Annotated in this window: 21 protein-coding genes; 15 read left to right on the top strand and 6 right to left on the bottom strand. The window is 63.4% G+C overall.

The annotated features are described in order from the left end of the window. The 4 genes from RA20_RS22205 to RA20_RS22190 form a co-directional block, all read left to right on the top strand. Nucleotides 1-619, top strand: a 619-nt coding sequence (locus tag RA20_RS22205) for an ABC transporter substrate-binding protein (protein ID WP_241482315.1), incomplete at its 5' end; no start/stop codon positions are given. A gap of 9 nt (nucleotides 620-628) precedes the next feature. Beyond that, nucleotides 629-1,714, top strand: a complete 1,086-nt coding sequence (locus RA20_RS22200) for a microcin C ABC transporter permease YejB (RefSeq protein WP_039134062.1) — start codon at nucleotides 629-631, stop codon at nucleotides 1,712-1,714. Between the two features lie 131 nt (nucleotides 1,715-1,845). Further along, the gene (locus RA20_RS22195) at nucleotides 1,846-2,952 is read left to right on the top strand and encodes an ABC transporter permease (protein WP_039134060.1); all 1,107 of its coding nucleotides are present in this window, start codon (nucleotides 1,846-1,848) and stop codon (nucleotides 2,950-2,952) included. Between the two features lie 172 nt (nucleotides 2,953-3,124). After that, a complete protein-coding gene (locus RA20_RS22190; RefSeq protein WP_446720163.1) occupies nucleotides 3,125-4,705 on the top strand; it encodes an ABC transporter ATP-binding protein in 1,581 nt (526 codons plus the stop codon). Nucleotides 4,706-4,968: 263 nt separating this feature from the next. Here the strand turns inward: RA20_RS22190 and hemN are convergent, their stop codons facing one another. Further along, nucleotides 4,969-6,324, bottom strand: a complete 1,356-nt coding sequence (gene hemN, locus RA20_RS22185; RefSeq protein ID WP_039134055.1) for an oxygen-independent coproporphyrinogen III oxidase — start codon at nucleotides 6,322-6,324, stop codon at nucleotides 4,969-4,971. A 62-nt stretch (nucleotides 6,325-6,386) separates the two neighbouring features. On the opposite strand from hemN, the gene fnrL reads away from it, so the two are divergent. Then, nucleotides 6,387-7,127 carry a transcriptional regulator FnrL gene (fnrL, locus tag RA20_RS22180; RefSeq protein ID WP_039134052.1) on the top strand — a complete coding sequence of 247 codons (741 nt, stop codon included), beginning with the start codon at nucleotides 6,387-6,389 and terminating at the stop codon, nucleotides 7,125-7,127. A 97-nt stretch (nucleotides 7,128-7,224) separates the two neighbouring features. On the opposite strand, the gene RA20_RS22175 is transcribed toward fnrL, so the two are convergent. Next, complete coding sequence (locus tag RA20_RS22175; RefSeq protein ID WP_241482314.1) at nucleotides 7,225-7,848, bottom strand: cytochrome P460 family protein; 624 nt, start codon at nucleotides 7,846-7,848, stop codon at nucleotides 7,225-7,227. A 131-nt stretch (nucleotides 7,849-7,979) separates the two neighbouring features. Here RA20_RS22175 and RA20_RS22170 point away from each other — a divergent pair, with 131 nt between their 5' ends. Next, nucleotides 7,980-8,867: a LysR family transcriptional regulator gene (locus RA20_RS22170; RefSeq protein WP_039134049.1), complete on the top strand. Its 888-nt coding sequence runs from the start codon at nucleotides 7,980-7,982 to the stop codon at nucleotides 8,865-8,867. A 189-nt stretch (nucleotides 8,868-9,056) separates the two neighbouring features. Here the strand turns inward: RA20_RS22170 and RA20_RS22165 are convergent, their stop codons facing one another. Continuing rightward, nucleotides 9,057-9,896 (bottom strand): universal stress protein, encoded by an 840-nt coding sequence (locus RA20_RS22165; protein ID WP_039134046.1) that lies wholly within the window; start codon nucleotides 9,894-9,896, stop codon nucleotides 9,057-9,059. Between the two features lie 203 nt (nucleotides 9,897-10,099). On the opposite strand from RA20_RS22165, the gene ccoN reads away from it, so the two are divergent. From ccoN to RA20_RS22135, 6 genes are all read left to right on the top strand, one after another. Then, on the top strand, nucleotides 10,100-11,710 hold the full coding sequence (ccoN, locus tag RA20_RS22160; protein ID WP_039134083.1) for a cytochrome-c oxidase, cbb3-type subunit I: 1,611 nt from the start codon (nucleotides 10,100-10,102) through the stop codon (nucleotides 11,708-11,710). A 14-nt stretch (nucleotides 11,711-11,724) separates the two neighbouring features. Then, a complete protein-coding gene (ccoO, locus tag RA20_RS22155) occupies nucleotides 11,725-12,453 on the top strand; it encodes a cytochrome-c oxidase, cbb3-type subunit II (RefSeq protein ID WP_039134043.1) in 729 nt (242 codons plus the stop codon). Nucleotides 12,454-12,464: 11 nt separating this feature from the next. Further along, complete coding sequence (locus RA20_RS22150) at nucleotides 12,465-12,650, top strand: CcoQ/FixQ family Cbb3-type cytochrome c oxidase assembly chaperone (protein ID WP_039134039.1); 186 nt, start codon at nucleotides 12,465-12,467, stop codon at nucleotides 12,648-12,650. Then, nucleotides 12,647-13,516 carry a cytochrome-c oxidase, cbb3-type subunit III gene (ccoP, locus tag RA20_RS22145; protein ID WP_039134036.1) on the top strand — a complete coding sequence of 290 codons (870 nt, stop codon included), beginning with the start codon at nucleotides 12,647-12,649 and terminating at the stop codon, nucleotides 13,514-13,516. Before RA20_RS22150 ends, ccoP begins: the two co-directional genes overlap by 4 nt. Nucleotides 13,517-13,752: 236 nt before the next feature. After that, complete coding sequence (locus tag RA20_RS22140) at nucleotides 13,753-14,463, top strand: DNA helicase (RefSeq protein WP_039134033.1); 711 nt, start codon at nucleotides 13,753-13,755, stop codon at nucleotides 14,461-14,463. A gap of 124 nt (nucleotides 14,464-14,587) precedes the next feature. Further along, nucleotides 14,588-15,406, top strand: coding sequence for a class I SAM-dependent methyltransferase (locus RA20_RS22135; protein ID WP_039134030.1), 819 nt, complete (start codon nucleotides 14,588-14,590; stop codon nucleotides 15,404-15,406). A gap of 27 nt (nucleotides 15,407-15,433) precedes the next feature. Here the strand turns inward: RA20_RS22135 and RA20_RS22130 are convergent, their stop codons facing one another. Both RA20_RS22130 and RA20_RS25915 read right to left on the bottom strand, forming a co-directional pair. Continuing rightward, entirely contained in the window at nucleotides 15,434-16,147 is a 714-nt protein-coding gene (locus RA20_RS22130; RefSeq protein ID WP_052249129.1) for a DUF2270 domain-containing protein, read from the bottom strand. A gap of 444 nt (nucleotides 16,148-16,591) precedes the next feature. Next, on the bottom strand, nucleotides 16,592-16,753 hold the full coding sequence (locus tag RA20_RS25915; RefSeq protein ID WP_193748900.1) for a hypothetical protein: 162 nt from the start codon (nucleotides 16,751-16,753) through the stop codon (nucleotides 16,592-16,594). A 98-nt stretch (nucleotides 16,754-16,851) separates the two neighbouring features. On the opposite strand from RA20_RS25915, the gene RA20_RS22125 reads away from it, so the two are divergent. Beyond that, nucleotides 16,852-17,727 (top strand): LysR family transcriptional regulator, encoded by an 876-nt coding sequence (locus RA20_RS22125; protein ID WP_039134027.1) that lies wholly within the window; start codon nucleotides 16,852-16,854, stop codon nucleotides 17,725-17,727. A gap of 30 nt (nucleotides 17,728-17,757) precedes the next feature. On the opposite strand, the gene RA20_RS22120 is transcribed toward RA20_RS22125, so the two are convergent. Continuing rightward, nucleotides 17,758-19,017 carry a calcium-binding protein gene (locus RA20_RS22120; protein ID WP_052249128.1) on the bottom strand — a complete coding sequence of 420 codons (1,260 nt, stop codon included), beginning with the start codon at nucleotides 19,015-19,017 and terminating at the stop codon, nucleotides 17,758-17,760. Nucleotides 19,018-19,341: 324 nt separating this feature from the next. On the opposite strand from RA20_RS22120, the gene ccoG reads away from it, so the two are divergent. Further along, nucleotides 19,342-20,775: a cytochrome c oxidase accessory protein CcoG gene (gene ccoG, locus RA20_RS22115; RefSeq protein WP_039134024.1), complete on the top strand. Its 1,434-nt coding sequence runs from the start codon at nucleotides 19,342-19,344 to the stop codon at nucleotides 20,773-20,775. 3 nt (nucleotides 20,776-20,778) lie between these two features. After that, a complete protein-coding gene (locus RA20_RS22110; RefSeq protein ID WP_039134021.1) occupies nucleotides 20,779-21,243 on the top strand; it encodes a FixH family protein in 465 nt (154 codons plus the stop codon). Nucleotides 21,244-21,245: the final 2 nt, after the last annotated feature.

Below are 21,245 nucleotides of genomic sequence, written 5' to 3'. Positions count from 1 at the left end.
CCGCCGCAACCTGCGCCGCGCAATGAAACTGCTGGATGAGGCGGGCTGGACCGTCGGCGATGACGGCTTGCGCCGCAACGCGGAGGGCGAGGTGTTCAAGCTGGAGTTTCTGGTCGATAGACCGACCATCGAACGCATCGTGCAGCCCTATGTCACCAATCTGAAAACCATGGGGCTGGATGCTGTGGTGAACCGGGTGGATTCTGCACAGTTCGCCAGCCGTCGCCGGGAAAAGCAGTTCGACATGATTTCTTCTGCATATCCGATGTCCCTGGAACCTTCGACCGGTCTCAAGCAGCAGTTTGGCTCCGAAGCGCATGAGTATTCAGTGTTCAACCCCGCAGGTCTGGCTGACCCGGCGGTCGACGCGTTGATCGACGGCGTCATTGAAGCCAAGACACTGGAAGATCTGCGCGCCAATGCCCGCGCCCTGGACCGTGTGCTGCGCGCCAAACGATTTGCGGTGCCGACTTGGTATCTGGACGTGAACTGGATCGCCTATTGGGACATGTACAGCCAGCCGGAGAACCTGCCGCCCTATAGCCCGGGCTTCCTGGACTTGTGGTGGATCGACCAGGCCCGCGAGGCTGAACTCAAAGCCTCCGGCGCGCTGCGGTAAGCCCGCCCGATGGCAGCCTATATCCTCCGCCGCCTGCTGCTGGTGATTCCGACGCTGTTCGGCATCCTGCTGGTGAACTTTGCCCTGGTGCAGTTTGTGCCCGGCGGCCCGGTTGAGCAGATCATCGCCCAGATCGAAGGCGGCGGCGACGTGTTCGAGGGCTTTGCCGGCGGCGGCGGCGACACCGGCACCGAGGCCATCAGCGCCAACGAAAGCTATGCCGGCCGCCAGGGCCTGCCGCCTGAGCTGATCGAGGAACTGCAGCAGCAGTTCGGCCTCGACAAGCCGCCGCTGGAGCGCTTTCTGACCATGCTGTGGAACTATCTGCAGTTCGATTTCGGCGAGAGCTACTTCCGCAAGATCGACGTGACCGATCTGGTGCTGGAGAAAATGCCGGTCTCGATCTCGCTCGGCCTTTGGTCGACGCTGATTGCCTATCTGATCTCAATCCCGATGGGCATCCGCAAGGCGTTGGGCGACGGCTCGCGTTTTGACACCTGGACCAGCGGCGTGATCATTGCGGCCTATGCGATCCCGTCTTTCCTGTTTGCCATCATGCTGCTGGTGCTGTTTGCCGGCGGCTCCTACTGGCAGATCTTCCCGCTCCGGGGGCTCACTTCGGACAATTGGGAGAACCTCAGCCTCCTGGGCAAGATCGGCGATTATTTCTGGCACATCGCGCTGCCGGTCGTGGCCTCGACCATCGGCGCCTTTGCAACGCTGACGCTTTTGACCAAGAACTCCTTCCTGGATGAGATCAAGAAGCACTATGTGATGACTGCCCGCGCTAAGGGCCTCAGCGAGAACCGGGTGCTTTACGGCCATGTGTTCCGCAACGCGATGCTGATCGTGATCGCGGGCTTCCCCTCGGTCTTCATCGGCATTTTCTTTTCCGGCTCGCTGATCATCGAGACGATCTTCTCGCTCGACGGCCTGGGCCGGCTGGGGTTTGAGGCCGCGGTGGCGCGCGACTACCCGGTGATCTTCGGCACTTTGTTCATCTTTGGCCTGATGAGCCTGGTGGTCGGCATCATCTCGGACCTGATGTATGTGCTGGTCGACCCGCGCATCGATTTTGAAAAGCGGGAGGGCTGAGGGATGTCCTTCATCATTGAGCGCAAAGGGTCGCAGAGACCCGCGGGGTGGCGCAATCGCGCCGCCCCATGGGGGCGGGTCGGCGCGGCCCGGCTTGCAGCCGGGCAGGACCTTATCAGGAGCTTGGACTGATGGCGCTTTCTCCTCTGAACCAGCGCCGCTGGAGCAATTTCCGCAAGAACAAGCGCGCCTTCTGGTCGCTGATCATCTTCTCAGTGCTGTTCACGCTGTCGCTGTTTGCCGAGTTCATCGCCAACGACAAGCCGATCCTGGTGAGCTACCGCGGCGAAATTTATGCGCCGGTGTTCAAGTTCTACCCGGAGACCAGATTCGGCGGCGATTTTCAGACCGAGGCGATCTACAGCGACCCCGAGGTGGAATGCCTGATCCGCTCCGGCGGCATTGAGGACTGCTTTGACGACCCCGAAGGCATCATCGGGGAGATCGACGCAGGTTCTTATACGGCGGAGGGGTTTGAGGAAGGCTGGACCCTCTGGCCGCCGATCCCCTACAGCTACAACACCACCGTCGACCGTCCAGGCGCGGCACCGCTGCCGCCCAACGGCCAGAACCTGCTGGGCACCGACGACACCAAGCGCGACGTGCTGGCGCGGGTGATCCACGGCTTCCGCCTGTCGATCCTGTTCACCCTGATCGTGACGGGGGCCGCTACGGTGCTGGGCATCCTGGCCGGCGCCGTGCAGGGCTATTTCGGCGGCTGGGTGGATCTGGTGTTCCAGCGCATCATCGAGATCTGGAGCTCGACGCCGACGCTTTATGTGATCATCATCATGTTTGCGATCCTGGGCCGCAGTTTCTGGCTCTTGGTGTTCCTGATGATCCTGTTCGGCTGGACGGCACTGGTCGGGGTGGTGCGGGCCGAGTTCCTGCGGGCCCGCAACCTGGAGTACGTCCGTGCGGCCAAGGCGCTTGGGGTCGGCAACATGACCATCATGTTCCGCCACATGCTGCCCAATGCGATGGTGGCGACCCTGACCATGCTGCCCTTCATTGTGACCGGCACCATTTCGGCGCTGGCGGGGCTGGATTTCCTGGGTTTCGGCCTGCCGTCCTCGGCGCCTTCGCTGGGCGAGCTGACCCTGCAGGCAAAGCAGAACCTTGAAGCGCCCTGGCTGGCCTTCACCGCCTTTTTCACTTTCGCCGTGATGCTGTCGCTTCTGGTTTTCATCTTTGAGGGCGTGCGCGATGCCTTTGATCCGAGGAAGACGTTTTCATGAGAGGGCTAGGCGATACTGAAGTGTTCCGCCTGGCCGCAGGCCAGGCAGCGCCCGGCCGCCCCCGTCAAACCGAAGGTTTGCCTCCGGCAAAACGGCGGGTGCTATGCTTCCGCCCGCGGCCGGGCGCTGCTCTCAGCAAGAGAACGCAAGGGAAAGAGTTATGACCGAGCTGATGGCCCCTCTCCTGGACGTCAAAAACCTCCGCGTCTCCTTCCGCCAGGACGGCAGGATCAGCCCGGCCGTGCGCGGCGTCTCCTTCTCCGTGGACCGCGGCGAGACGGTGGCGCTGGTAGGCGAGTCCGGCTCCGGCAAATCGGTCTCGGCGCTCTCCACCGTGTCCTTGCTGGGTGACAGCGCCATCGTCGAGGGCTCGGTCGCTTACAACGGCACCGAGATGGTCGGCGCCAGCGAAAAGCACCTGATGGAGGTGCGTGGCAATGACATCAGCTTCATCTTCCAGGAGCCGATGACCTCATTGAACCCGCTGCACACCATCGAACGCCAGCTGGCGGAATCGCTGGCGCTGCATCAGGGGCTGACCGGGCAGGCGGCGCAGGACCGGATCCTGGAGCTTTTGAACAAGGTCGGCATCCGCGACGCCGAAAACCGTCTGACCTCTTATCCGCATCAGCTGTCGGGCGGGCAGCGGCAGCGGGTGATGATCGCCATGGCGCTGGCCAACAAGCCGGACATCCTGATTGCGGACGAACCCACAACTGCGCTGGATGTGACGATCCAGGCGCAGATCCTCGATCTGCTGGCAGAGCTGAAGGCAAGCGAGGGCATGGGGCTCTTGTTCATCACCCATGACCTCGGCATCGTACGCCGCATCGCCGACCGGGTCTGCGTGATGAAAGACGGCGAGATTGTCGAGGAAGGCCCGGCGGCAGAGATTTTTGCCAATCCGCAGCACCCTTATACCCGGAAACTGCTGGCGGCAGAGCCTTCGGGCCAGCCCCAGCCGGTGGAGGCAGGCGCAGAAGAGCTGGTTGCGGCCAGGGACCTCAAGGTCTGGTTCCCGATCCAGCGCGGCCTCTTGAAACGCACCGTCGGCCATGTGAAGGCGGTAAACCCGATGTCGGTCTCTGTGCGGGCAGGGGAGACGCTGGGGATTGTGGGCGAGAGCGGCTCTGGCAAGACCACCCTGGCACTGGCCATCATGCGGCTGATCGCGTCTGAGGGCGAGGTCTCCTTCCGCGGACAGGACCTGCGCAAATGGTCCACGCGGGATCTGCGTGCCCTGCGCAAGGATATGCAGATCGTCTTTCAGGACCCCTTCGGCTCGCTCAGCCCTCGGATGACCTGCGCGCAGATCATTTCCGAAGGCCTGGCGATCCACAAGGTCGACCAGCACCGCGACACCCGCGAGTTGGTGGCGGAGGTGATGCAGGAGGTGGGGCTGGATCCCGCAGCGATGGACCGTTATCCGCATGAGTTCTCCGGCGGCCAGCGCCAGCGCATCGCCATCGCCCGCGCCATGGTGCTGCGCCCCAAACTGGTGGTGCTGGACGAGCCGACCTCGGCGCTGGACATGACGGTGCAGGTGCAGATCGTTGAGCTGCTGCGCGACCTGCAGGCGCGCTATGGGCTGGCCTATCTGTTCATTTCGCACGACCTCAACGTGGTGCGGGCGATGTCGCACCAGGTGGTGGTGATGAACCAGGGCGATGTGGTGGAAACGGGCGCAGCGGAGGATCTGTTTGCCCGGCCGCAGGCCGAGTATACCCGCAGGCTGCTGGCGGCCGCGGGGTAACCTGCTGCCAGGCTGTGCCGCATATAGACGTGCGCAGCCGGCGCACCACCCATAAGTTGCGGCAGTTCGACTGACCTGCCATTGCCCTCTTTCAAGACAGGCTGTCACATGCGCAGCCGGCGCACTCCCGCGCCCGCAGGACGCCCTGGCTGCGCCAGCGCACCCTTGGCGGCGCTGAGCCTGGCCCAACGGGAGCGATGCGCCTTGGCGCAGCGGCGACGGGCGGGAGCCCGGTTGCAGTGTGCAAGACTGCGGCACAAGGGTCAGATGGCGGTGCTGTGGCCTGCCTTGCTGAGGTCATACGCATCAAAGCTGCGGGCGATCATGCGGGTCAGCGGGCGGGCTTCCTTGCGGATTTCCAGACCTGCCGGTGACAGGGCAATCATTCCCGGAAAAGCAGCGCGGGTTTCGGCAAACATCGCATCCAGCGCCGTAGCGGACACCGGGAAGCACGACAGGATTTCATCGCGGCTGATCCGGAAGTCGCACATCAGAGCCTCGATCAGCCGGGCCCGCAGCAGGTCTTCACCGCCAAAGGCATGGCCGCGGGCGGTGGCGAACCTCCCGCCGCGGATTGCGCGGACATAGGCCGACGTGCCCGGCGCATTCTGCGCATAGCCCTGCGGGAACCGCGAAATCGCCGAGGCGCCGATGCCGATCAGCACCTCTGCCGGATCATCGGTGTAGCCTTGAAAGTTGCGCCGCAGCCGGGCTGTTCTCTGCGCGATGGCAAGCCCGTCTTCGGGCCGCGAAAAGTGATCGATGCCGATGTCCCTGTAGCCGTCCCACAGGAACAGCTGGCGTGCTGTCTCGAACAGTTCCAGCCGTGCTTCAGGCGTCGGCAGCGTGTCCGAGCGGATCATGCTTTGCCGCCCGGCCATCCAGGGCACATGGGCATAGCCGTAGACCGCCACCCTGTCCGGCGTCAGCGACAACAGCTTCTGCACGCTTTCGGTCATCCGCGCCGGCGTTTGATGCGGCAGGCCAAAGAGGATGTCGGCATTGAGGCTTTCGATCCCATGCGCCCGCAGCATCCCGATCGCCTGGCGGGTGGTCTCAAAGCTCTGGATCCGCCCGATCGACTGCTGAATGGTGCTGTCAAAATCCTGCACCCCGACCGAGGCACGGGTCATGCCTGCTTCGGCCAGCGCGTCCAGGCGGCGGTCGCCCACTTCGTTCGGGTCGATTTCGACCGAGAACTCGGCCCTGGGCGCCAGCGGCATGGCTTGGGTAATGGAGGATGCCAGATCCCGGATCAGGTCGGCACTCAGCAAGGTCGGTGTGCCGCCGCCCCAATGCAGGCGCGACAGGGTGATGCCGTCGGGCAATTGCCGCCGCAGCAAGGCGATTTCGGCTTTCAGAACCTCGACATACGCCTCGACCGGCGCGTCCGACTGGGTGCCTTGGGTCCGGCAGGCGCAGAACCAGCACAGCCTGCGGCAGAACGGCACATGCACATAAAGCGAGATGCTGCTGCCAGGGGAAATGTTTGAAATCCAACCCGAAAACACGGCAGAATCGGTGGTTTCACCGAAATGCGGTGCAGTCGGGTAACTGGTATAGCGCGGCACTTTGGCGTCAAACAAACCGAGTTTGGCCAATTGAGCTTTCTGATCCATTCAATTACCGTTATGGGAACGCGCGACCATCATCCTTGACCCAGATCAACCGGGAACGCTTAATGAACGCTCCAGCCCTTTCTCAAGCCAGATGCGGTGACTGCCCGATCCGCCACCGTGCCGTCTGTGCCCGCTGCAACGCAGATGAGCTGGAGGAGCTGGATGGGATCAAGTACTACCGGACCTATGAGGCCGGCCAGCCGATCATCTGGTCGGGCGATGTGATGAACTTCGTTGGCTCAGTGGTGTCCGGGATCGCTTCGCTGACCCAGACGATGGAGGACGGGCGCACCCAGATGGTGGGCCTCTTGCTGCCCAGCGACTTTGTCGGCCGCCCGGGCCGTGAAGGCGCGGCCTATGATGTGGCGGCGACCACCGATGTGGTGATGTGCTGCTTCCGCAAGAAGCCGTTCGAAGAACTGATGGAGCGCACTCCGCATATTGCCCACCGGCTGCTGGAAATGACTCTGGACGAGCTGGACGCGGCGCGCGAGTGGATGCTGGTGCTGGGCCGCAAGACAGCACGGGAGAAGATCGCGAGCCTTCTGGCCATCATTGCACGGCGCGATGCCACGCTGACGCCGGGCGGCGCCACCAACAGGATGGTCTTTGACCTGCCGCTGACCCGCGAAGCGATGGCGGATTACCTCGGCCTGACGCTTGAAACCGTGAGCCGCCAGATTTCTGCCTTGAAGAAGGACGGCATCATCGAGCTGGAAGGCAAGCGGCATGTGACGGTGCCCGATATGCGCCGCCTGATGGAAGAAGCCGGCGACGACAGCGACGGCGGCTTCCTGGGCTGATCCAGCCTCAGACACCTTTTTACTTGAACAATCCCCAAGAGTGCCGGGCCGCACCCTTGGGGATCTGCGCTGCGCTTTGCGTGTGGGGAAAAGCCGCTTAGGGCTTCGCTGCGCGCAGCACCGGGTAGAACTGGGTAAAGACAAAGTCATCTGCGGCATTGGCCTCGTGGCAGGCATTGCAGGCTTCTGTGGGGAAAGCCGCTGCGGTTTCCGCATAAGGCTCGCCGCTGTGGCCAAAGGAGAAGAAGGCCCAGCCGCCGGGTTCATCCGGGAAGCGGGCGGTATCCTTGACCAGCAGCTCCAGCCCCACGAAATCGCCCTGGAAATAGCCGATGCCCGAAACCTGCGCATTGGCGCCGGTCTCTTCATCGGTGCTGTCATCGGTCTGCACCATTACCAGCTCCTTGGCGATCTGAGTGCCCTCGGGCCAGGTGCCGGTGGCGGCATAGCGGTCAAAGGCGGTGGGCTCGACATAGACATTGTGAAACTCGGGGAAGGGCGCCTCGCCGCCGTTCAGCGCGTTGGGCGTGAGCGGGCTGCCCACGAAAACCCAGCGGCGGTAGCCCTCTGGGCGGACGGCGTCGCCCTGATCCGTGAAACCGGCCTGGCGGACCGCGCCGGACTGGGCAAAGACAGTGCCCCCGGCAATCGCGGCCATGATCAGGGCGGTCAACAGAATGAGGGCGGCGAGGAGGATGGATTTGGCGTTTTCGCGGGTCATCGGCATGTCCTTGGCTGTGTTCCGGAATGGGCTGGGACAAAGGTAGGAAAGCGCGGCCGGGCCTTGGGTTATGAAAATCATAACTGCACATTCGCCGGGAATTGCCGTTTACTGGCGGCAGGAGGACCCGCATGGATTTACGCCGCATCCGCCAGTTTCTGCTGCTGGCTGACACCCTGAACTTCTCCGAGGCCGCCCGGCGCAGCGGGGTCTCGCAGCCTGCGCTCAGCAAGGCGGTCCGCAAGCTGGAGGAGGAGCTGGGCGGAAGTTTGATCCGGCGCGAAGGCCGTCTGACGCATCTGACCCACTTGGGGCGGGCGATGGCGCTGCATCTGGCGGAGGTGGCCCGCAGCGCGGCTTCGGCTGAGGCCGAGGCGCGGCGGATCAGCAGCGGCAACGTGCAGCCGCTGGAAATTGCAGTGATGTGCACAGTGGGCCCCTACCGGCTGTCGCCGTTCATGCTGGATTATCTGGCCGAGCACCGGGATGTGGAGATCACTCTGCACGATGTGCCTGCCATGAAAATCGGCGAGGACCTGCTGAGCGGCCGGGTCGACCTGGCCATTCTGGGGGCGCCGGTCTCTGACGCCGGGCGGCTGCATCACATCGAGCTTTATACCGAGGACATGGTGATGGCCTGCGCCGCTGATCACCCTTACGCGGCGCGGCCGGAGGTGGATCTGGAGGATCTGTCCCGGCTCTCCTACCTGGACCGGCTGCATTGCGAGTTCCGCGACACCTTCCTGGCCACGGCGGTGCGGGAGAATGTGCCGATGCGGATCTCGGTCCGCAGCGAGCGGGAAGACTGGATCCAGTATCTGGTCAAGACCGGGCAGGGGGTGACCATCCTGCCGCGCCACTCGGTGGTGATGGATGGGATTGCGACAGTGCCGCTGGCGCGCGAGGACATGAAGCGCAGCGTGCTGCTGTCGGTGGCCGCCGGGCGGCAGGATTCGGAAGCGGTGCAGCAGTTCGTGGCCCAGGCGCGCAAATTTGCCTGGAGCGGCGGCGCAGACTGAGGCTTCCAGCCTTGCAAAACTGCCGGAAGCGCTCCCGCGCCCGCGCGTGCCCGGCTTTGCCGGACCCGCTGGCGGCCTTGGGCCAGGCTCAGCGCCTTTGGCGCTGAGCCTGGCCCAAGGGGCAGAGGTCATTTTTCATATGGCCGGAGCCGGGCGGGAGGGCATGGCCGCCGCCCGGGGGGCAGCAGATCAGTGGGCCATCAGCACCGGCACCGCAGCCTGTTCCAGCATGTTGCGGGTGGCGCCGCCAAGGATCGCTTCGCGGAACCGGGAATGGCCGTAGGCTCCCATCACGATCATATCTGCTGCGGTGTCGGTGGCATGGCGGTTGAGGATATCCGACACCCGGGTCAGCGTCTTGCTGAGCACGTCAATTTCGCAGGCCACCCCGTGACGCGCCAGCATCTGGGCGAGCAGGCCGCCGGGGTCGGAGCGTTCCGGCCCGTGCTGCGGCGGATCGATCACCGCAATGCGCACCAGATCGGCGCCTTTCAGAAACGGCATTGCCCGGCGGATTGCAGTCATCGCTTCGATGCTTTCGTTCCAGGCCACCAGAACCGTCTTCGGCCGCTGCATGGGCGTGCCCTTGTCCGGCACCACCAGCACCGGCGCGCGGCCTTCGAACAGAGCTGATTCGATGATCGGCTCGGCTTCCGCCCGTTTGCCCGGCCCATAGGGCTTGCCCAGCACCACCAGATCGGAGAACCGCGCCTGCTGGGCGACATGACGGCCCAGATCTGCGATCTGGGCAATGCCGCTGTCGGTGGCAAACGGCACACCCGACCGCTTGAGCGCCTCTTCGGCAAGCGCCTGGACTTCTTCGGCCTCTTCCTGCGCCCGGGCCAGGGTTTCCTGCAGCACCAAAGCATTGGCGCCGGCATAGTAATACCCGGTCTGCGTGCGGTCGACGCCGAGGCAAAGCGCATCGGCATGGGCACCGAACTCCTCGGCCAGCGCCGCAATCTGAGTCAAGGGCGCCGCTGCGGTTTCCGCAGAAGTTAGGACGGTAAGCAAGGACTTGTAGGACATGACACCTCCCGGCGTATCCGGCGCCGCGGACCCCCATGGCCCCGGCGCGGCGTTTTTCACTGCAGGGGAACAAGTGTCACATACCGCTTGGAAATGTCTTGATGCAGATCAAGGCAGCAACGGGGTGCCTTTTGCATGAAGGGCCCAGTCTAAAAACGCCTCTGCGATTCAAGATTCGCGCAGGCATGGCAAAGGGACGCAAGATGTCTAACTATATCAAGCTGATAGCGCTTGGTCTGGTCACGCTTTTCGCGATGATCGGCACCAATTACGCGCGGGATCTGGCTTACCAGGTGCATGCGGTCATCGTGATGATCGTGGCCGGCGGGCTGTTCCTCTATACTTTGCGCCACACCGATGAGCCGAAAAAAGCTGTTGCCGGGGTGGAAAACGAGTATTTCGACAGCGTCGTGCGCGCTGGTGCAATTGCAACCGCCTTCTGGGGCGTGGTCGGGTTCCTGGCGGGCACATTCATTGCGTTCCAGCTGGCCTTCCCGGTGCTGAACTTCGACTGGGCCCAAGGGTTCACCAACTTCGGCCGCCTGCGTCCGCTGCACACCTCGGCAGTGATTTTCGCCTTTGGCGGCAACGCGCTTCTGGCAACCTCCTTCTATGTGGTGCAGCGGACCTCGGCAGCCCGCCTTTGGGGCGGCAACCTGGCCTGGTTCGTGTTCTGGGGATACCAGCTGTTCATCGTTCTGGCGGCAACCGGCTATCTGCTGGGCGGCACCCAGTCCAAGGAATACGCCGAGCCGGAATGGTACGTCGACCTGTGGCTGACCATCGTCTGGGTCGCCTATCTGGCCGTGTTCCTGGGCACCGTTATCAAGCGCAAGGAACCCCACATCTACGTGGCAAACTGGTTCTACCTGGCGTTCATCGTCACCGTGGCAATGCTGCATGTGGTCAACAACCTGACCATTCCGGTGTCGATCTGGGGCTCCAAGTCCGTGATCGTCTGGCCGGGCGTGCAGGATGCGATGGTGCAGTGGTGGTACGGCCACAACGCCGTGGGCTTCTTCCTGACCGCAGGCTTCCTGGGCATGATGTATTATTTCATCCCGAAGCAGGCTGAGCGTCCCGTCTTCTCTTACAAGCTGTCGATCATCCACTTCTGGGCGCTGATCTTCCTTTATATCTGGGCAGGTCCCCACCACCTGCATTACACCGCGCTGCCGGACTGGGCCTCGACCCTCGGCATGGTGTTCTCAGTAATCCTGTGGATGCCCAGCTGGGGCGGCATGATCAACGGCCTGATGACTCTGTCGGGCGCCTGGGACAAGCTGCGCACCGACCCGGTGATCCGGATGATGGTGATCTCTGTCGGCTTCTACGGCATGTCCACCTTTGAAGGCCCGATGATGTCGATCCGCGCGGTGAACTCGCTGTCACACTACACCGACTGGACCATTGGCCACGTGCACTCCGGCGCGCTCGGCTGGAATGGCATGATCACCTTTGGCGCCCTCTACTACCTGGTGCCGGTGCTGTGGAAGCGTGAGCGCCTCTACTCGCTCAGCCTCGTCTCCTGGCACTTCTGGCTCGCCACCATCGGCATCGTCCTTTACGCGGCCTCGATGTGGGTGACCGGTATCATGGAAGGCCTGATGTGGCGCGAAGTGGACGCCAATGGCTTCCTGGTGAACTCCTTTGCCGACACTGTGGCAGCGAAGTTCCCGATGTATGTGGTGCGCGGTCTGGGCGGGGTCATGTTCCTCGCGGGGTCCATCATCATGTGCTACAACCTGTGGATGACCGTCCGCCGGGCCCCGGCCAAAGAGGCCAGCCTGTCGGTTCAGGTCCCGGCTGAATAAGGAGGGCCGGAGAGATGGCAATTCTCGACAAACATAAAATCCTCGAGACCAATGCGACCCTCCTGCTGATCTGCAGCTTCCTGGTCGTGACCATTGGCGGACTGGTGCAGATCGCACCGCTGTTCTACCTGGAGAACACCATCGAAGAGGTGGAGGGCATGCGTCCCTACACCCCGCTCGAACTTGCGGGCCGCGAGGTCTACATCCGGGAAGGCTGCTATGTCTGCCACAGCCAGATGATCCGTCCGATGCGCGACGAGGTCGAACGCTACGGCCACTACTCGCTGGCAGCGGAGTCGATGTACGACCGGCCGTTCCAGTGGGGCTCCAAGCGGACCGGGCCGGACCTGGCCCGCGTGGGCGGCCGCTACTCGGATGAGTGGCACGTCGACCACCTGCGCGACCCGCAGGCCGTGGTGCCGGAATCGGTGATGCCGAAATACGGCTTCCTCGAAGAGAAGAAGATCGACGGCAAATACATCGGCGAGATCATGGCCACCAACGCGCTGCTGGGCACCCCCTACAGCGACGAGATGGTCGAGCAGGCGCAGCGCGACTTCCGCGCCCAGGCCGATCCGGACAGCGACTATGACGGGCTGCTGGAGCGCTATGGCGAGAAGGTCAACGTGCGCAACTTCGACGGCCAGCCGGGTGTCTCCGAGGCCGACGCGCTGATCGCCTATCTGCAGATGCTGGGCACGCTGGTCGACTTCTCGACCTTCACCCCGGACGCAAGCCGCTAAGGAGGGAGAGGATGGAACTCTATACGCTCCTGAGGGAATTTGCAGACAGCTGGATGCTGCTGTTCCTGTTCACCGTCTTCGTTGGGATCATTGTCTGGGCATTCCGCCCGGGCAGCACCAAAGCCTACGAGGACACCGCGAACATCCCGTTCCGGCATGCAGACAAACCCGCCGCGACTAAGGAGGCGAGGCCATGAGCAAGAAATCGCAAAAGTTCGAGGGCGATCCGAACACCACCGGCCATGAGTGGGACGGGATCGAGGAATTCGACAACCCGATGCCCCGCTGGTGGCTGTGGACCTTCTACGCCACCATCATCTGGGGCGTGCTCTACACCATCGCCTATCCGGCCTGGCCGCTGGTCAACTCGGCCACCGCAGGCATCCTGGGCTGGTCGACCCGCGGCGACGTGGCGGCTGAAATCACTGCTGTGGAAGAAGCCAACGCGCCGGTCAACGCCAAGCTGGAGGCAACGGAACTGACTGCAATTGCTGCAGATCCGGAGCTGAACTCCTATGCTGTCTCGGCAGGCGATGCGGTGTTCAAGACCTGGTGCGCCCAGTGCCACGGGTCCGGTGCGGCCGGCGCCAAGGGCTATCCGAACCTGCTGGACGACGACTGGCTCTGGGGCGGTTCGGTGGAGGACATCCACGCCACCGTCGCCCACGGCATCCGCAACGAGGACAGCGACGATGCGCGCTACTCGGAGATGCCTGCCTTTGGCCGCGATGAACTGCTGGAGCGCGAAGAGATCTCCCAAGTGGTGAACTTCGTGATGTCGCTGTCGGGCGAAGCGCAGGATGCGTCCCAGGTGGAAGCGGGCGCGGTGCTCTTTGCCGACAACTGCGCCTCCTGCCACGCTGATGACGGCACCGGCGACCGCGAGCAGGGTGCGCCGAACCTGGCCGATGCGATCTGGCTCTACGGCGGCGACTATGCCAGCCTGACCGAGACCGTCAGAAACTCGCGCTATGGCGTGATGCCGGCCTGGAACACCCGCCTGACCGAGGCGCAGATCCGCGCGGTTTCCGCCTATGTCCACCAGCTGGGCGGCGGCGAATAAACCGGAACGGTTCAACTGGAACACAGGAGGGGCTGCCGTTTGGCGGCCCTTTTTCCTTTCCGCGGCTTGAGAACCCGGAGTGGCTGATTTAGCAATAAGGCACAGGCCTGGCCCGGGCCTCCGCCCTCCCGGATGGGGAAGCAAACGGCATGCGGGGCTTTTGATCATGAATCTGCTTTTGTTGGGCAGCGCATCAGGAGGGATTGCGGTTTCCGCCCGATAGAGGAGGTTCTCGCATGAGATTGTCATCCCCAGTGTTCCGCCTGAAACGCCGGGCCAAGGAGCTGGCGCGCAAGTCCGGCGTGCCGCTGCATGCGGCGCTGGACGGGATCGCCCGCAAGGAAGGGTTCCAGACCTGGAGCCATCTGGCCGCAGCTGCCGCTCCGGCAACAAAGGCCGGCAGGCTTTTGAACGAGCTGCCGCCTGGCGGCCTGGTGCTGCTGGCAGCCCGGCCCGGCCAGGGCAAAACCCTGCTGGGGCTCGAGCTGCTTCTTGAAACCGTGCGGGCTGGGCAGTCTGCCGCATTCTTTACGCTGGAGTACACAGAAGCCCAGGCCCGCGCCCGGCTTTCCGGTCTCGGCGGCACGGCAGAGGAAACCGCGCAAGTCGCAGTAGATGCTTCGGAGGGGATCTGCGCCGATCACATCATTGCCCGGCTGGCCGGAACGCGCAGCGGAACTGTTGCGGTTGTGGATTACCTGCAGATCATGGACCAGCAGCGCAGCAAGCCGGAACTGGCGGTGCAAGCTGAAGCCCTGAGCGCCTTTGCGCAGCGCTCCGGGGCGGTGATTGTGCTGATCTCGCAGATTACCCGTGCCTTTGATGACGGCGGCGCGCAGATGCCGGGCCTGGCGGACGTGAGGCTGCCCAATCCGCTGGATCTGTCGCTGTTCTCCAAAGCCTGTTTCCTGCACGGCGGAGACGTCCGGCTGGCAACACCGGGCTGACTGGCATCCGGCCGGGGCCGCCCGCGGGCGGCCCTGCTTCCGGGACCAGGGCAGGGCGTCTTGAAAGGTATTTGACAGGCCCGTGCAGCAGCCGGAGAGTGGCCGGATATTTTTGGAGAGTATTATGTCTGAAAAATCTGCTGAACTTGAAATGGCAGTGGCTGCCAACCGCGCCGCCTGGGACGCCTCGGCCCGGCTGCATCATGGCAATGCGCTGTGGCAGGAACTGGCTGAGGGGTTTGCAAAGCCCGGGTTTTCCACCTTTGACGCGACTATGACACGGACCCTGGACGGGCTGGAGCTGCAAGGGCTGTCCGGTGTGCAGGTCGGCTGCAACAACGGGCGCGAAACCCTGTCTCTTGCCGCCTTCGGGGCTGAGCGCTGCCTGGGTATTGATCAGTCGGCGGAGTTTCTCAAGCAGGCCGCTTTGCTGAAAGACATTGCCGGAGCCAGCTGCGACTTCCTGTGCGCCGACATTTACGCTTTGCCGGACGGCATCCGGCGCGATTTCGACTTTGCAGTGATCACCATCGGCGTGCTGGGCTGGATGCCGGACCTGGGCCGGTTCTTCCAGGCCGTGGCCGGGCTGCTGCGGCCAGGCGGGCGGCTGGTGATCTATGAAACCCATCCCTTTCTGGAAATGTTCGAACCGGAATCGGAGACCCCGCATCTGCCCGCTTATTCCTATTTCAGCACCGGGCCCTTTGTGGCAGAGCAGGCGATCACCTATGACGGCAGCGCAAAACAAGCTGCGCCGCCGTCTTACTGGCACAGTCATACGCTGAGCGGTATCGTCATGGCGCTGATCCGAGCAGGCCTGCAGGTTTCCCGCTTCGAGGAGCATGCCCATTCCAACCGGGAAACCTGTTTTGATGTTTATGAGAACCAGGAGGCGCAATTGCCGATGAGCTTTACCCTTGTAGCCCGCCGCGAGGACGGGTGAGCCGCGCAGCCGCGGGGCAGGCCTGCGTCATTCGCCAGGTCTGCGCAGGATTGGGATGCCTGCGGTTTCCGCGTTTATCCCCAGACCGTAGCGGTCATAGCGGCTGCTCCACAGGGCAATGCAGCTCCAGCTGATCACATAGAGGACACCGCAGGCAATCACCGCTGCGCCCGGCAGCGGTCCGATTTCGGCCCGGGCCAGCGCCTGATCGAAGGTTTCGATCGGTGCCGGATGCACCGCGATCTTGCCGGCATAAGCCAGAGACTGGATCAGCAGCACCCAAAGATAGTTGCGCTTGATCCGCCGTCCGACCGACTGCAGCATGCCGATATGGTAATCCGGTGCGGCGTAATCATGCGCCAGCACCTTTTGCCAGTTCTCTTCCAGATGCAGGTCACCGTCGTGCAGCATTGGCGCATAGAAGTGCTTTTCGAGCCAGCGGGCGCGGGCGCGGAACACGTTGTAGAACCGGTAGCGCCGCGCCTCCAGCATCAGGAAGAAGATGATCAGGATGCCGACCAGGATCAGCGGCAGCGGCGAGGCCTCGGGCGAGGAAAATGAGATCGACAGCGCCACCCCAAGCGTCACCACCGCCCAGTTGGTGGTAATGTCGAGCCGGGTGCGCCACATCACGCTGCGGTAGACCTCGCCGCGGTACAAATGCGCCAGCGCGCCAATCTCAGCTGCGGACAGCGGCGCGCGGTCGTCTGCCTGTCTCTCTCCATTCTCTCCCTTGGCCATAGAGTGAGAGTAGTTTTTTGCAGGAAACCGGCAAATTTCCGTGCCGGTTTGATCCGTGTCAAGTTCTTGCCCGCGCACAGGGGGTAAACACACAGATGAGAAGCATTGCTGCCTAGCCCTCCCCTTTTGGGCGGCAAGACATCCCGCAAGGCCTACGTGCAGGCTGCGCGGGTCATGCGCCGGTTTTCCGATCTGTTCGCGCGTTTCCTGGAAAACCGGCGCTTTTTTCTTCCTGGCAAATACCAAATCTCCCGGGCTCAGTAGCCGGCCTGGTTCAGCCCGTCCTTGCAGCTGCGGCGCCAGTGGGCGGGCGCTGCCCACCGGTGTTTGCGTCCCGAGGGCGCGGATTTTTCCCCGGGGATTCGGGGGGCGGTGATCCGGGTTGCGGTGAACATGCTGCGGGCAAAGATACCTAACATTGCGAGTGCCTCCTATTTGGGGTTTCTAAAACTGGGTCTTGTCGGGGCCGGTGGTCTTGCGGCGCGCCCGGTGATCCGGCGGCGTCCAGCGGGATTTGCCGCTGTGTCCGGGTGTATGTGTCGCGCGGAAGCGGGGCGGGTTGATCCGGGCTGCAAGGAACAGGCAGCGTGCAAAAACTCCTGACATTTCTTCGGCCTCCAATCTTGGCGTCTGCCTCGATACTTGCGTTCCGGCTGTGAATTTGCGAGTCAGGAAAAATCGCATTATGTAAGTAGGAATTACATATGGATTGGATGAGCATGCCGCCGATGGCGGCTCTCAGGGCCTTTGCAGCCTTTGCGGAGAGCGGCAATGTGGTGCAGGCGGGCGCGGCGCTGAATGTCAGCCATGCTGCCATCAGCCAGCAGCTGCGGGCGCTGGAGGGGCATCTGGGCACGGCGCTGCTGGACCGCAGCGGCCGGGCGCTGGCGCTGACGGCAGAGGGCGCGCATCTGGCACGGGCGCTGCAGCTGGGGTTCGGGGCGATACAGGCCGCGCTGCAGGAGATCTCCCAGGCCGGTGCGGCGCGGCCCCTGCACATCACGTGCACGCCGATGTTTGCCACCCATTGGCTGATGCCGCGGCTGCCGGGGTTCCAGGCAGAGAACCCGGGGTTTGAGCTGGTGCTTGATCCCGTTGGCGGCATTGTCGAGCTGAAGCCGGGCGGTGTGGACATCGCCCTGCGCTACGGCAACGGCAATTGGCCGGGGCTGGAGGCGGAGATGCTGCTGGCCTCGCCGATTGCGGTGATCGCCGCGCCGGAGCTGCTGGACGGGCGGCAGGTGGCCTCGCCTGCGGACCTGCTGGATTATCCCTGGCTGGAGGAGCTGGGCACCTCCGAGGCCTCGCACTGGCTGCAGATGCACGGGGTGCAGGAGGCTTTGCGCGGGCCGCGCACGCAGATGCCGGGCAATCTGCTGATGCAGGCGGTCTATGCCGGGCAGGGGGTGGCGGTCACAGTGCGCCACTTTGTCGAGGCGGACCTGGCCAGCGGGCGGCTGGTGGAGCTGTTCAACGAGGCCGACGGCCGCGGCTACCACATCGCCACCCGTCAGGGGGTGCTGCGGCCGGAGGCCAGGAAATTCATTGCCTGGCTCCGGCGGGAGCGGGATGCCGGCTAGGCGGAACGAACCCCGCGCACTGCCGGCAGTTCAGAACATAAAGTCGCCCCGGTTCAGGTCATCCATGCTGATGCCGCGCAAGATGATCACCGTTCCGGCGCCATCGTCGATTACGGTATGGCCGCCGCGCTCTGAGACATGGTTGTCCATCAGATCGCCAAAGCCCTTGATCCGGCTCACCCACCGCAAGGAGATTTTCTCGCCCGGGAGATGCAGGTTGAAATCCTCGATGACATCTATGCCGCCGTTGTCCTCGAAGCCGTAACGATCCTTGCCGCCGCCGCCGATGAGGGTGTCGTTGCCTGCGCCGCCAATCAGATGATCGCCGCCGCGGCCGCCCTCGATCCTGTCGTCGCCGTCCCCTCCCCACATCGAGTCGCTGCCGTGGCCGCCGAATATGAAATCGTCGCCTTCCAGCCCAATGGCCATGTCATGACCGTCACCGCCATGGATAGTGTCCGCCTGATCGCCGCCGTTGATGCGGTCGTCGCCGCGGCCGCCGGACAACTGGTTGTTGCCGGTAAGGCCATACAGATCGTCGTTGCCGCTGCCGCCGCGCAAGGTGTCATTGCTGCCGTAGCCGTTCAGCTCATCATCACCGCTGCCGCCATAGATCAGGTCAGCGGTGTCAGAGGCGTTTATCGTGTCGTCGCCCGCGCCCAGCCGGATTGCGCCTGGATTCTCTGCGGTGGTGTAGTCCAGGAAAACAAAGTCGTCCTGTCTTGACCCCCTGATGATGAAGCCATTGAAATCGAACACATCAGCTTCGACTTCATTCCAGCCGTTCCAGCTGCCTTCGAATTTGGACAGCTGAATGTCACTGCCAAGCCGGATCGTGTCCTGCCCGAGGCCGCCATCGATTTTGAGTTGGCCCGGCAACTGCCCTGACAAAAGGATCAGGTCATCCCCTGCGCCGCCCTGGATTTCCAGATCGATTAGCGTGCTGCCGCCCGTGAAGCTGGCGGCGATCGTGTCATTTCCGGCGCCGCCGTAAACGCCTGCGAACCCAGAACTGCCAGTCACGTCTGTCACTGTCAGGTGGTCATCCCCATCGCCGCCGTCAACCAGGACCGGCTGGCCCGGGCCCGCGATGATCGTATCGTTGCCTTCGCCGCCTTCCAGCGTATCGGCACCGCCGCCACCGGTGATGTGGTCGTCTCCGCTGCCGCCGGTCAGCGAATCGTCTCCTGCGGTGCCGGTCAGCACCAGCCCGGCTGCGGCAAGGGGAGCCAGCTTTTCCAGAGGGTCCAGCAATGGCGCAATAGCCTGCGGTGCTTGGGCAATTGGCATGGGGTATCCTTTGAACAATCAGATTTATTGCAAAACAGAAGGCGCGCAACGGCAATGCGATGCGCAGACCGTTAGCATTCTATTTATAATTGTGTTCAAAGCGTGACCGCCCCGGTGTTTCCGTGCCTTTGGCAGCGGCTGCCACCGCGGCAACTTGCCTCTGGCGGCGCCGGCGGCGCCAGCATAAGTGGCGCATTGCCGCCCGGTGCCGGAGGCTCCGGCTGGAAAACATGATTGTGTGATACGCTTTTTGATCCACGTCAAAGTTCCCGGCCGCCGCTTCTGTGACAAGGGCGCGAGACAGCCACAAGACGGAGAGAGTCCGTGAGCGAATCCGAACCCGCCCCCAGCCTGTACGCCGCCAGGGAGCCGATCTTCCCGCGCCGCGTGTCCGGGCCCTTCCGGAACCTGAAATGGTACATCATGGCGGTGACGCTGGGGATCTACTACCTGACCCCCTGGATCCGCTGGGACCGCGGGCCCAGCCTGCCGGATCAGGCGGTGCTGCTCGATCTGGCAGGGCGCCGGTTCTATTTCTTCTGGATCGAAATCTGGCCGCATGAGTTCTACTTTGTGGCGGGCCTCTTGATCATGGCGGGGCTGGGGCTGTTCCTGTTCACCTCGGCGCTGGGCCGGGTCTGGTGCGGCTATGCCTGCCCGCAGACCGTCTGGACCGACCTGTTCATCCTGGTGGAGCGCTGGATCGAGGGCGACCGCAACGCGCGCCTGCGCCTGCACCGGCAGAAGAAGATGGACTTCCGCAAGGCGCGCCTGCGCATGACCAAGTGGGTGGCCTGGTTCCTGATCGGCCTCGCCACCGGCGGCGCCTGGGTGTTCTACTTTGCCGACGCGCCGACGCTGGCCTATGACCTGGTGACGCTGAACGCGCATCCCATCGCCTATTCCACCATGCTGGTGCTGACGGCGACCACCTTCCTGTTCGGCGGCTTCGCGCGCGAGCAGATCTGCATCTATGCCTGCCCCTGGCCGCGCATTCAGGCCGCGATGATGGATGAGGACACGCTGACCGTCGGCTACCGCGAATGGCGGGGCGAGCCGCGCGGCAAGGCGCGTAAAACCGATGCGCCGGGCACCCAGCACGGCGACTGCATCGATTGCATGGCCTGCGTCAACGTCTGCCCGATGGGCATCGACATCCGAGACGGCCAGCAGATGGAATGCATCACCTGCGCCCTGTGCATCGACGCCTGCGACGACGTGATGGCCAAGATCGGCAAGCCGCGCGGGCTGATCGACTATATGGCGGCCTCGGATGAGGCGGCGGAGCGCGAGGGCAAACCGTCCAAGAACGTCTGGAAACACATCTTCCGGCCGCGCACCATCATGTACACCAGCCTGTGGTCGCTGGTCGGCGTCGGGCTGCTGTTTGCCCTGTTCATCCGCGCGGACATCGAGCTGACGGTGGCGCCCGAACGCAACCCGACCTATGTGACCCTGTCCGACGGCTCGATCCGCAACACTTATGACGTGCGCCTGCGCAACAAGCACGGCGAAGACCGGGTGTTCAAACTGTCGATCAAAGGCGACCCGGCGATGCGGCTGCAACTGGAAGGCACCGTCTACCACTCAGTCAACGTGCCTGCCGATACGGCACTGCTGCAGCGGGTCTATATCGTCTCCTCCAAGGGCTCGGCACCGTCGCACACAGACAGCACCCCGGTTCGCATCTGGGTCGAGGATCTGATAAACGGGGAACGGGCCTACAAGGACACCAGCTTTAACGGCAAGGGGAACTGAACCATGGCCAAGCGCGAACGTGAGTTTACCGGCAAGCATATGCTGATGGTCTTTGGCGGGGCCTTTGCCATCATCATCAGTGTCAACATCGCCCTGGCGGTGAACGCGGTGAAGACCTTCCCGGGGCTGGAGGTGAAGAATTCCTATATCGCCAGCCAGGAGTTTGACGTGCGCCGTTCTGCGCAGGAGGCGCTGGGCTGGTCGGTCTATGCCTCCTCGGCGGGCGATCAGGTGAAGCTGGAGATCACCGATGCGGATGGAAACCCGGTAGAGGTCGCCAAGCTGAGCGCCACCCTGGGCCGGGCCACCCATGTGCAGGACGACCAGCAGCCAGCGTTCACCTTTGACGGCCAGGCCTATGTCGCTCCGGCGGAACTTGGTCCGGGCAACTGGAACATCCGCATGGTGGCGCGGGCCAAGAACGGCACCGAGTTCACCCAGCGCGTGATCCTGCACGTAAGAGGATAACG

The sequence above is a fragment of the Leisingera sp. ANG-Vp genome (assembly GCF_000813725.1).
Classification (GTDB): domain Bacteria; phylum Pseudomonadota; class Alphaproteobacteria; order Rhodobacterales; family Rhodobacteraceae; genus Leisingera.
Note: the sequence above shows the minus strand (reverse complement) of the source record. Positions and strands in the feature narration are given on the sequence as shown.